10 protein-coding genes and 1 pseudogene are annotated in these 11818 nt (G+C 61.7%); 4 read left to right on the forward strand and 7 right to left on the reverse strand.

The features are described from left to right. Positions 1–2: 2 nt before the first annotated feature. Together EI969_RS07995 and EI969_RS08000 are read right to left on the reverse strand one after the other, a co-directional pair. Positions 3–1217 carry an SfnB family sulfur acquisition oxidoreductase gene (locus EI969_RS07995; protein ID WP_160386975.1) on the reverse strand — a complete coding sequence of 405 codons (1215 nt, stop codon included), beginning with the start codon at positions 1215–1217 and terminating at the stop codon, positions 3–5. A 219-nt stretch (positions 1218–1436) separates the two neighbouring features. Further along, a complete protein-coding gene (locus EI969_RS08000) occupies positions 1437–1895 on the reverse strand; it encodes a helix-turn-helix domain-containing protein (RefSeq protein WP_160386976.1) in 459 nt (152 codons plus the stop codon). A gap of 101 nt (positions 1896–1996) precedes the next feature. Between EI969_RS08000 and EI969_RS08005 the strand changes: the two genes are divergently transcribed. Together EI969_RS08005 and EI969_RS30240 are read left to right on the forward strand one after the other, a co-directional pair. Continuing rightward, a complete protein-coding gene (locus EI969_RS08005; RefSeq protein ID WP_160386977.1) occupies positions 1997–3229 on the forward strand; it encodes an MFS transporter in 1233 nt (410 codons plus the stop codon). Continuing rightward, positions 3226–3522, forward strand: coding sequence for a hypothetical protein (locus tag EI969_RS30240; protein ID WP_178120582.1), 297 nt, complete (start codon positions 3226–3228; stop codon positions 3520–3522). The genes EI969_RS08005 and EI969_RS30240 overlap by 4 nt, the downstream gene beginning before the upstream one ends. A 32-nt stretch (positions 3523–3554) precedes the next feature. On the opposite strand, the gene EI969_RS08010 is transcribed toward EI969_RS30240, so the two are convergent. The 4 genes from EI969_RS08010 to EI969_RS08025 form a co-directional block, all read right to left on the reverse strand. Then, positions 3555–4655 carry a polyamine ABC transporter substrate-binding protein gene (locus EI969_RS08010; protein ID WP_160386978.1) on the reverse strand — a complete coding sequence of 367 codons (1101 nt, stop codon included), beginning with the start codon at positions 4653–4655 and terminating at the stop codon, positions 3555–3557. An 81-nt stretch (positions 4656–4736) separates the two neighbouring features. Beyond that, positions 4737–5555 (reverse strand): carbon-nitrogen hydrolase family protein, encoded by an 819-nt coding sequence (locus tag EI969_RS08015; RefSeq protein WP_160386979.1) that lies wholly within the window; start codon positions 5553–5555, stop codon positions 4737–4739. A gap of 149 nt (positions 5556–5704) precedes the next feature. Continuing rightward, a complete protein-coding gene (locus tag EI969_RS08020; protein WP_160386980.1) occupies positions 5705–6283 on the reverse strand; it encodes a DUF4157 domain-containing protein in 579 nt (192 codons plus the stop codon). 46 nt (positions 6284–6329) lie between these two features. Further along, on the reverse strand, positions 6330–9233 hold the full coding sequence (locus tag EI969_RS08025) for an EAL domain-containing protein (RefSeq protein WP_160386981.1): 2904 nt from the start codon (positions 9231–9233) through the stop codon (positions 6330–6332). A 352-nt stretch (positions 9234–9585) separates the two neighbouring features. Between EI969_RS08025 and EI969_RS08030 the strand changes: the two genes are divergently transcribed. Continuing rightward, positions 9586–10908, forward strand: a complete 1323-nt coding sequence (locus EI969_RS08030) for a DUF1329 domain-containing protein (protein ID WP_160386982.1) — start codon at positions 9586–9588, stop codon at positions 10906–10908. Between the two features lie 50 nt (positions 10909–10958). Here the strand turns inward: EI969_RS08030 and EI969_RS08035 are convergent, their stop codons facing one another. After that, positions 10959–11120, reverse strand: coding sequence for a DUF2986 domain-containing protein (locus EI969_RS08035; RefSeq protein ID WP_160386998.1), 162 nt, complete (start codon positions 11118–11120; stop codon positions 10959–10961). Between the two features lie 301 nt (positions 11121–11421). Between EI969_RS08035 and EI969_RS08040 the strand changes: the two are divergent. Next, positions 11422–11818, forward strand: a pseudogene (locus EI969_RS08040) (copper oxidase); the annotation flags it as partial.

Here is an 11818-nt window from a genome sequence, read left to right on the forward strand (position 1 = left end):
CCTCAGGACCAGTCATGGCGAGGCGGCTTGATGCCGTTGAGCAACCAGTTGCCGATCACGTGGTACTTCCAGCGCACCGGGTCGTGCAGGGTGTGGACCCGCGCGTTGCGCCAATGGCGATCGAGATTGTGCTTGCGCAGCGTCGAGCGCGTGCCGCCCAGCTCGAACAGCTTGTTGCTGGCCTCGATGGCGATTTCAGTGGTCAACACTTTTGCCCTGGCCACGGCCAGCGATGCCTCGGCGACGGACTGCTCATCGGGCGCCGAGCGGGCCTGGTCGAGCACCAGCCCCGCACGCTCGAGCATCGCCTCGGCGGCCTCCAGACGGATGTCCAGGGCACCGACCTGAATGATGGTCAATGGATCTTCACTGGCCTTCTCCACGCCGGCGTCGATCCATGGCCGTGCCTGCTCACGCACAAAGGCGATGGTGTCACGCAGTGCTGCACGGGCAATGCCGGCATCGATGGCCGCCGTGGTGATCTGCGCAAAGGGCCCGGCCAGGGTCGGACGCTCGTAGGAGCGGTAAGTCGGGAACAGGTTGAAGGCCGGCACCCACAACCCCTCCACCAGCACGGTGCCGCTGGATGTGGTGCGCTGACCGATGCTGTCCCAGTCGTCCACCACCTGCAAACCCTCGGCATGGCGCGGCACGAAAGCAAGCTGAGCGCGGTCTTCGCTGTCCAGGGCCAACACGCCCAGCCAGTGGGCATAGAGCGAGCCGGTGCAGTAACCCTTGCGCCCATCGATGCGATAGCCCTCGCCGTCCGCGACCAGGCGGGTACGGATGTCCTGCACGTTCTTGCCGCCGGTTTCCGACAGCGCGTTGGCGAACCGGTTTCCCGTCAGGGCCAGGTCGAAGAAGAACTGCTTCTGGTCGTGACTGCCCTGCAAACGGATGTCTTCCAGCAGGCAGTAATGGTTCTGCGGGATCTGGCCAAGGGAAGGATCGGCCGCCGAGACAATCGCAATGACCCGCGCCAGCGTCGCATAAGACACCTCGGCGCCACCGTACTGCCGAGGCACGGTAATGCCCCACAGCCCACTGTTGGAAAAGGCGTCGACCACTTCGGCCGGCACCTGGCGCGTCAGATCGCGCTCGCTGGCGCCGACCTGCAACAGCGCCGCGACTTCATGGGCAATGCGAATGGCCTCGGCATCGTCACGGATCACGTGGGCCGAAGGTTGATTGATCGGGTAGGCGGCTGAAACTGACATGGATTCCTCACTCTAACGGTGGCTCCGCCAACGGCCGCACAGTCCTGGAAATGACTGTCGGTACGAAGCCTTGACCAGATAGAGCATGATCCATGCCATGAGATTTAATCGTTACATATCAATAGGTTATAAAATTCAGTGAATAATGCAATCGCCAGCCAGACACTTGCTGTTGAACTACTGTTGGGAATGCAACAGTGACTGCAGTATTCCCGGTTATTACGACTCGTCGGCCACCACTCGCACTCGGTGGCAATCGAACGGCCCGAGTGTGTGACCGCTCGAAGAGCGCACTTCCATCGGCATCAGCGTCTGGCCGGACGCATTGTCCAGCAACACAGAGCGGGTTTCTTCGCGCCTGAACAGATGACGTTCGCCCCACTGGCGCATGCTGACCACCACCGGGAAGATCTCCCGGCCTTTGTCCGTGAGCACGTACTCCTTGTAGGCACTGCCATCCGACGCCGGCTGAACGTCGAGAACACCGACCTCGACCAGGGTTTTCAGGCGTGCTGCAAGGATGTTCCTGGCCACCCCCAGGCTTTTCTGGAATTCGCTGAACCTTCGGATGTCGTCGAATGCGTCGCGGATGATCATCAGCGACCAGCGATCGCCAATGGCTTCGAGTGTTCTGGCGACCGGGCATTCGCTGCCCTGGGATGAAGTGTCTTCGGCCATATCGTGGGACCCCGAGCAAAGTGGTTGCATTATGAAACCTGATTCAGCAACAATCCAATCAAGTTTTTAATTGAAACCAGTTTAGCGCCTCGGAGACTCATATGACAGTCGATTGCGACTGCGCCATCCGCCCTTTCGTCACGCAGTCCCCGGGGCTTTCCCCGTCACTTGCCTTACTGTTCTCCGTCACCTGCGCGCTGGCGGTCGCCAACGTTTACTTCGCTCAACCCTTGCTCGATTCGATGGCCCTGAGCCTGGGGGTTGCCCCATCGATGATCGGGGTCGTGGTGACGGCCACCCAGGTCGGTTACGCGCTGGGGTTGCTGTTCATCGTGCCATTGGGCGACCTGTTGAACCGCAAGGCCCTGGTGCTGACGCAAGTGCTGTTGTCCGCGATTGCGCTGGCGGCGGTCGGCGCCGCACAGCAATGGCTGACCCTGCTCGGGGCGATGATTCTTGTGGGTTTGCTGGCGGTGGTGGTGCAAGTACTGGTGGCCTATGCCGCCGTGCTGGCGACGCCGTCACAACGTGGCCAGGCCGTGGGCTTCGTCACCAGCGGCATCGTCCTGGGGATTCTCCTGGCGCGCTTTGCCTCCGGGCTGATCGCCGACCTTGCAGGCTGGCGCGCCGTGTACTTCGTGTCCTCGGGATTGATGCTGGCCCTCGCGGCGGTGTTCTGGAAGGTGCTGCCTGGTGCAGTGCCTGCGCGCAGTCGATACACCTACCCGGCACTGATCCGCTCGCTGTTCAGGCTGTTCCTGACCGAACCGGTGTTGCGCATCAGGGGTTTGCTGGCCCTGCTGATCTTTGCCGCTTTTTCCGTGCTGTGGACATCCATGGTGCTGCCGTTGAGCGCCCCGCCGCTGTCGCTTTCACACACGGCCATAGGCCTGTTCGGCCTGGCCGGCGTCGCCGGAGCCCTGGCGGCCCGAAGAGCCGGTCGTTGGGTCGATCAGGGTTTGGGGCAACGCGTGACCGGCATGTCGCTGACGATCCTGACGCTGTCGTGGTTGCCCATCGGTTTTGCCCAGTCGTCACTGATCGCGCTGGTTTGCGGTGTGGTCTTGCTGGATTTCGCCGTGCAGGCTGTACACGTCACCAACCAGAGCCTGGTCTTTGCGGCACGACCCGACGCCCACAGCCGCATGGTCGGTGCCTACATGTGCTTCTACTCGGTGGGCAGTGCCCTGGGCGCCGCGGCCGCGACGCAGGTCTATGCGCTGTGGGGCTGGACAGCCGTCAGCCTGCTGGGCGCCTTGATCAGCGCGACGGCCCTGATGCTGTGGTTTTTCACCCTGAATTTCTCAACGATCCATCAAGAACGACCCGCATGAAAACCACGCATCTCGTGCTCGCCATTCTCGGGGTGCGGATGAAGACCGGGGTTGCCTTGCGCGCTCAAGCGATGGGACAGGAAATGAGTCCATCGCCAGTAAGCCGGCTCCTACAAGGATTGCGTCGTCGGGGTTTCCCGGGATTGACGCGGACTTTTGTAGGAGCCGGCTTGCTGGCGATGGTCGTCAACGATGACGCGTATAAACCGGATAAACGCGGCGCACTTGAGTCCATCGCCGGCAAGCCGGCTCCTACAAGGATTGCGTCGTCGGGGTTTCCCGGGATTGCATGAAGCGCTCGCGGCAGTGTGAGTTTCAGCCGGTCTCAAGTGCCGCTTTTGACCTTGCTCCAGACCCGGGTGCGGAGGCGCTCGATTTTCAGCGGCAGTGGCTGGTCGGGGAACAGCGTTGCCAGCGTTGCGGCCGGCGGGTAGACCTCGGGATTGCTTTTCAGGCCCTTGTCGACATAGGCGGTGGCGCTCTTGTTGCCGTTGGGATAGCCCAGGTAATTGGAGCTTTTGGCGATGATCTCGGGGCGCATCATGTAGTTGATGAAGCTCAATCCTTGCTGCGGATGCGGGGCGTCCTTGAGCAATACCAGGGTTTCCATCCACACCGACGAGCCCTCGCGCGGAATCTTGTAGGCCAGGCGGCGACCGTTGTTGGCGCGTTCGGCGTTGACCTTCGCGTCGTACACCCCGCCGGACCAGGCCACCACGGCGCAAATGTTGCCGTTGGCCAGGTCAGTGATGAACCGTGATGAGTCGAAATAAGTGATGTACGGGCGAATCTTCAGCAGCAGCGCTTCGGCCTTGGCGTAGTCCTCGGGGTTCTTGCTGTCCGGCGGCAAGCCCAGATAGTGCAAGGTGATCGGAATGATCTCGCTGGGGGAGTCGAGCATCGCGACGCCGCACTCGCTGAGCCTGGCGATGTTTTCTTCCTTGAAGATCAGGTCCCAGGAATCCACCGGGGCAGCCGCCCCGAGCACCTTGGTCACCTGGTCGACGTCATAGCCGATCCCCGTGGTGCCCCACATGTAGGGGATGGCGTAGCGATTGCCGGGATCGTTCTGCGCGACCTTGGCGAGGATCTCGGGATCGAGGTGCGCGCGGTTGCTCAATTGGCTGCCGTCGAGTTCCTCGAGGACGCCGGCCTTGATCAGGTTGGGCAGCGCGCTGTTCGTCACCACCACCACGTCGTAGCCGCTGCGGCCAACCATCAATTTGCTCTGCATGACTTCAGAACTGTCGAAGGTATCGAGCACCATGGGCGTGCCGGTTTCCTTCTCGAACTCCTTGGGCGCTTCAGGGGCGATGAAGTCGTACCAGTTGTACAGGTTAACGCTGGGGGCCTGCGCCCAACTGACGGCCGTGCCCAGCCCGCACAACGTAAACAGGCCAAGGTGCAGCAAACGCATTGCTTTCATGGGGTGCTCCTGGCGAATTGGCCATCGATCGGCAATCGCCGCCATATTGTTTTTATGCAAACTCGAGTCGGCGTTCGTGGCTCAGGGAATCAGGAACTCACGCAGACCGTCCGGCTGCTCATCGAATGCACCCTGCAATTTCAAGCGCTTTTCCGTGCGGTAGTCATATCGCGCCCGTGCCTCGGCGATCTGCGTCATGTCCAGTTCGACGACGTGCCGGCACTCCTGCGCGCCGGCTTCAAACAGCCGCCTGCCGAACGGGTCGACGACGCTGCTGCCGCCGGCGAAGACTTCGCCGGCGCCCTCGCCGACGCGATTGACCATGGCGGCGAACAGCTGGTTTTCCTGGGCCCGGGCGGCGACGGCGGTATGGTGCACGTGGCCGTAGGGCTCCATGTTGCCGTCCGTGATCAGGATCAGCTCCGCGCCGAGCGCCGCCAAAACGCACGCGCCTTCGGGGAATTCAATGTCGTAGCAGATCAACAAGCCGATACGCACGCCGCGCCATTGCACCGTGGAAAACCGCTCGCCAGGCAGCACCAGGCCCGGTTCGCCGACCCACAGATGAGTCTTGCGATAACTCAGTGCCACGCCTTCTGGGGTAATGAACAACGTGGTGTTGTAGAAGCGTTCGCGTTCGCCATCGCGCTCGATCAACCCCACGACCACCGCGACATCCCGTTCCCGCGCGGCAGCGCAGATGGCCTGGACGCTGGGGCCGCAAACGGGCTCGGCGAGCCGGGCGATATTATGGTGGTCGAGAAAGCCTGTGATGTAGGACTCCGGGAACATCAGGATATCGGTGCCCGGCGCGCTTTCGGCAATCGCCCGCAGAATGCGTTCCAGGTTGTAGGCGACATCGCCATCACGACACGCCAACTGTACGAGCTCAACTTTCATTATCAGACCTATCAGGTAAAAAAAGCGTCCTGGCCAGGAGGCGGATGACTTTGTCAAAGGCCTGACAAGTATGCGGATCGCAGAAAAACTTCCTATCACTCGGAGTGAGTACTCCCAAAGGGGTAGTACATGGGATGGATCGGCAAGGTTCAGTCAGTCACCTGGCGCAGCGACCGCCTGACCTCGGCTTGAATGGCATAGGCCGGTGCCTCCACGGCATCGAAGTCATGGGTATAGCGCTGGGCAAATCCCCCGACCCCCCACTCCTGATACTGCTGCACGTGCTTGAGTTCGTGAGCCCAGAGCGCGACGTCCTGTTCTGCCGCCTGAGGGTCGCGAAAGAGGATGACGTCGATCAGCGTCACGGCACCGATATCGGGGTTTTGCAGCATGGCGGTGGCGGCGCTGAACTGGCCGTTGTCGCTGATCCTGTAGCGCGCGGCATCGAGCACGCCCGGGTCGTACCAGGCCAGCAGTTGCTCGCGGATGTGCGGTGGAATGGCTTGGGTGCCGGCGCTGGCGGCTTCGGCACGCGCCTGGGTCAGCCACAGCGCCAGGGCCGGCGTCGCGATCTGGTAGATGTCCTCGGGCACCATGTCTGGCAGGCAGATGCAGCCGTCCAGGCACACCTGCTTCTCGCCGGCCGGGCAGCCGTTGCTCTGGGCTGACACGTCAAGCGCCAGGCAAAGAACCAACAGCGTCACCAGGGGCGTGATGATGGGTGGCATCGGATGCTCCAGCCAGCAGACAACGGTGAAGCCATTCCGGTCCAGGCTACCCCTGGGGACCGAGCAGTGAACTTGCCAACAGCGCTTGCAGTGCCATCGGCTTGGCAAAATGATAACCCTGCGCCTGACCTGCGCCCATTTCGCGCAGCAACTCCAGCGTCGCTTGATCCTCGACACCTTCGGCCACCACGCTCAGGTCCAGCGATTCGGCCATGCGCACGATCGCCCGGACGATCGCACGACTGCGGGCGCTGGTGGTCAGCTCGAGGATGAAGGATTTGTCGATTTTCAAACCGCTGAATCGGTACTGATGCACATAGCTCAAGGACGAAAACCCGGCGCCGAAGTCATCGAGCACCACCGACATGCCGTTGTCCGCCAGCTGCTGCATGGTCTGGCGCGCGATGGCCGGCTCGGCGACCAGCGCGCCTTCGGTCAATTCCAGGCAGATCCGCGAGGGCGAGACCCCGTGCTGCGCCAACAGGGCCAGCACTTCAGTGGCGAAATCGGGACGCGTCATGCTGTAGCTCGAGCAATTGACGTGCACCGCAGGCCAGTTGGCGTGTTCGGGTTGAGCGAGGATCGCGGCAATGCTGGTCAGCATGTACAGGTCCAGTCGACCGATCAGGCGCAGGCCCTCGAAGTCCGGCAGGAACTCGCCCGGCGCGATCACCCGGCCGCCCGGCTGGTGCCAGCGGATCAGCGCTTCAAGGGCCAACAGTTCGCCGGTTTCGACGCTGACGATCGGCTGGAAATACGGCAGCAGTTCGTCAGTGCGCTTGAGCGCGTTGCGCAAGGCGCCTTCACGCTCGACCTGGTCGGAGACCTCACGGCGCACTTCCTGGTTGAACACCGCGTAGCTGTCGCGCCCGGCACTCTTGACCCGGTACATCGCCGCATCGGCATCGCGCAGCAAGTCGGCGGGCTCGTGGTGGAACTGAGTGTCGGCACTGACAATGCCGATGCTGCAGGACGAGAAAACCTCATAGCCGTTGATGAAAAACGGCAGGTCGAACGCCACCAGGATGCGCTCGGCGATTTCGATCAACACCTCCAGCGGCGCTTCGGGCGCCAGTACCGAAAACTCGTCGCCGCCCAGGCGCGCCAGCATGTCGGTGTCCCGCAGGCAACCGCGCAAGCGGTGAGCGGCCTGCATCAACAACAAGTCGCCGAAATGGTGGCCGAGACTGTCGTTGACCATCTTGAAGCGGTCGAGGTCGATGAACATCACCGCCAGATGCCCGCCTTCGCTGCCAAAACGCGACCAGGCCACATTGAGGCGCTGTTGCAGGTAGGTGCGGTTCGGTAGCCCGGTCAGTGCATCGTGGGCGTTTTCGTGCTGCAACTTGGCATTGGCATGATCGAGCTCGCGGGTGCGGCTCTGCACCCGGGCTTCGAGCTTGAGGTTGGCGGCATGGATCGCTTCGGCGGCCGTGCGACGCGACAACGCGGTGTCGATGTGCCGCGAGACGAAGGTCAGCAGTTCCTGGTCGCGCTGGGTATAGCGCACCTGCGCGGTATAGCTTTGTACCGCCAGCACGCCCCGCACGACGTCGTCTTCGAACAGCGGAATGCCCAGCCACGAGTGCGAGCGTACGGACTCCTGGGCAAGTTCGATCTCGCCCTGCGCAGACAGTCGCTCAGCTTCGCCGACGTCGATCAGGCAAGGCCGGCGCTGACGGATCACGTACTCGGTCAAGCCCCGGCGCCCGCGGCGTGCCGCCGGGCAGGTGGTCTGGCGTTCATCGACATAATAGGGAAACGTCACTTCACCGGTCGCGTCGTCGAACAGCGCTATGTAGAAGTTCTGCGCGAACAGCAGATCACCGACGATGCCATGCAAGGATTGAAACAACTCGGCCATGTCACCGGGCTTGCTCGACAGTTCGGCAATCTGGAACAGCGCGCTCTGCAGATGTTCGGCACGCTCGCGCTCGGCCACTTCCTGCCTCAAGGCGTCGTTGAGCGCCGACAGTTCCAGGGTGCGACGCATCACCGTTTGTTCCAGGTCCTCGCGGTGCAGAATCCGGTCCAGCGCCATGGCCACGTGGCGCGCCACCACCAGGAACAAGGCACGGTCTTCAGCGCTGTAGGTGCGGGAAACGTCGTAGACCTGCATGGCCAGCATGCCAAACACGTCGTCCGAGGCATTTTTCAGCGGCGCGCCCATCCAGTACTCGGGACGCTCGCCCACACAGTAGAAACGCCGCTCGGCTTGCGCTGCGAGAATCCCGGCGGCGTCGATCAGCAATGGCTGGCCGGAGGTCAGCACCTGGCCGGTCAGCGACATGTGCGACAGATCGAGGTATTCGTAGTTCTCGGCTTCGAGCGCTTCCGGGTCAATGATGTCGACGTAGTACGGGTAATCGATCTTGCCGGTGTGCGGGTCATACAGCGCGAGATAGAAGTTCTCGGCGTCGATCAGGCTGGCCAGCAGACGGTGGACCCCCACCAGGAACACCGAGCGGTCACGGGTCGAGCTGGCCAGGTAGGTAATTTCGTAGAGCACACGCTGGGTGACCTGCGCACGGGCCAGGGTGTCGGTCTGCAACTGGTTGCCCAGGCGCTGGGCAAACCCGGCGAGCGCCGGCTCTGCGGCATCGTTGAGCGGTGCCAGCAGCCAACCCAGCACGCTTTCGCCTTTGCCGGTCGGCCAACGGTGCAGGTTCGAGGCGTGGCAAAAGGCGTCGAAGTCTTCATTGGCAATGCTTGAAGGCCATTGCACCTGCGGGTCGCCCTGCCCGACCCGATGCATTTGTTCACCGGCGCGGTAAAACACCCAGGCGGTGCCATGGGTCCAGTTGCGCGCGGCGTCCAGCAAGCGTTCGATCGTGTCGTCGTTGCCAGCGTAAGCCATGCCGACAGTATCCGGATTGACTGTGGATTGAAGTGCGGCAACTTCGCCATGGCTCGATTGCCGTCGGGAGTCGGTCAATGTACGAAAACTCATCAGGGCTCCCTGAGCCAGAAAACTGCCGATACGTGCTGACCGGCCGATATCAATATGCCATCAAACTGTCATTTAAAACTTATAGCTGTTTTTTTCAACGATTTGTTCACTTTAAAGCCAACTTTGAGACAGGCCACAAGTTATTCGCAATGACCTGGCCGAGACAACCGATTCAGCGGTTCGACAAGGAGCCTGTCATCAATAGCCAAGGGACTGTCGTCGAATGAAAAGCGCCCCCGACCCGGGGGCTTTTTAATGGAGGCACTAAAAAGTCTCTGGCATCGAGCCGACGGATACGACCGTTGCGCCTGTGTCACGAGTTGCCTGGTACGCCAGGCAGGAGAATAACAATATGAAATTAGTGAAACGTCTTCTGGCCGCCGTGCCGCTCATGGCGCTGGCCATCGATGCCCATGCCGCCGTATCGAACCAGGAAGCCGCCCGGCTCGGCGCCAGCCTGACGTGGGTGGGGGCCGAAAAGGCCGGTAATGCCGACGGCTCCATTCCGCCCTACAGCGGTGGCCTGACCACTGCCCCCGCAAGCTTCAAGTCCGGCGACAGCATGCGCCCGGATCCCTTTGCCGGCGAACAGCCGCTGCTGGTGATCAACGCCAGGAACGTCGATGCCTACAAAGGCATGCTCACCGCCACCACCGTCGCATTGGCCAAGCGCTACCCCGGCTTTCGCGTCGACGTGTACCCGACCCACCGCACCGCATCGCTGCCGCAGGCGGTGCTCGACAACAGTCGCAGCAACGCCACCAACGCCCGGTCCCTCAACGGCGGGATAGCGTTCGACAACGTTCTGCCCGGTGTGCCGTTCCCCATTCCGCAATCGGGCGCCGAGGCCATGTGGAATTTCCTGCTGCGTTACCAGGGCGTCAACATCCACTCCAAGTACGATTCCTGGAGCGTCGACACGGCCGGCGTGGCGAGCCTGGCTGTCACCGGCGAGGCGTTCGTCTCCTTCCCGATCTACGAGAACATGGCGAAACCGATCAACAACTCCGACATCTACTACCAGTTGAAGCTGTCCTACACCGGACCTGCGCGGCGTGCCGGCGAGTCGATCATGCTCAAGAACGCCACCAACCCGTTGCAGCGTCCCGGCCGTGCCTGGCAGTACATGCCGGCCCAGCGCCGGGTCAAACAGATTTCGATCCTGGCCTACGACACGCCCAACCCCGGTACCGCCCGTGCACTCGAGCTGTATGACTGGACGCTGATCGGCAAGCAGGAAATGATCGTGCCCTACAATACCTACAAGCTCACCTACGCTCGCGAAGCCAAATCGCTGACCACGCCGAATTTCATTGCGCCGGACTTCGTACGCTGGGAAAAACACCGGGTCTACGTCGTGGAGGGCAACCTCAAGCCCGGTGCCAAGCACATCTACCAGAAGCGCCGCTTTTACCTGGATGAAGACACCTGGGCAGCGGTCGCCTCCGACCAGTACGACACCCGTGGCCAGCTTTATCGCGGGTCCTTCGCCTTCTTCAGCCAGAGCTATGACAAGCAGGTCCCGGATGCCACCCCGTTCATGACCTACGACCTGTCGAAAGGCACCTACAACATCAATGGCGTAGTGGGCCCTCACGGCGGCATCCGCTACATCGAGCCTTTATCGACGGCGCAGTGGGTGCCGGAGTCCATGGCGGGCACCGGTATTCGTTGAGTGCGTGGTGATAAAAAGCCCCGCTGGTTCAGGGGGCTGGGCTGCCGGGATCAGCTTTCGCAGGCAACGACAGGATCTTGAGCGGATTCGGCAGCCAGCTTCAACCGGTCAGCCTTGCTGATGTATTTATCCTTGCTTTTCGGTGCCAGTTTGGCACTGGCCTTTTTCGCGTTGGCCTTGAGTATCTGATTCAGTTTCTTGCGACGATTCATGGTGTTCTGCTCAACCTGTAATTGCTCAATCATATCAGACCTAAGTCTCAGACCGGGGCCGCCACGTCCCCCGGAAATGGGGTTCTTCACCCACCCATCCGGGTGTTTACCACCAAACTCGAGGAATATCCCCCTCTGCCCCCCCGCTTCTTTGGGCTGCAATACCCGGAAAAACCGGTTCGTTGACCTGAATCTTTTCTTGGCCAGGTAATGGCTCATTAGTTGCACACCCCTGCTTGAGCCCAAAAACAGCAGTCGTCCCGGCCATGGAGACGGCGGGACATCAAGCGAGGGGTGACCTATGAAACGCGCAACACACTCAAGCAATTCGCTCCATCTGCTGCGCAAAACAGGTCTGCCTTGTGCGATGTTCTTTTCCCTGGCCACGGCAGAGGCCGTGCCGCTGGATGACTTCGGCCCCCCCCTACCGACCGACCCCTCGGCGTTTACCAATCCGCCGGCCGACCCCAAGGCCGCGCTGGATGCCCTTTTGACCTTGCCGCACACCAACCAGGGTGCCATCGCCTATCCCAACGGCGGGTACGGCGACCGGAACTCGCCCCGGGCCGAAAACGTGCTGCCGCCCGCCCTGCAGACATCGTTCAAGATCCCCACCAACGGCAAGCCCAGCCCGTTGTTCGGGGCCTTGCCGTACACGCAACAACTGCTGCTGTTCGAAGAATTCGGCACGGAAAAAC

The sequence above is a fragment of the Pseudomonas sp. PB101 genome (assembly GCF_009764265.1).
In the GTDB taxonomy this organism is placed as follows: domain Bacteria; phylum Pseudomonadota; class Gammaproteobacteria; order Pseudomonadales; family Pseudomonadaceae; genus Aquipseudomonas.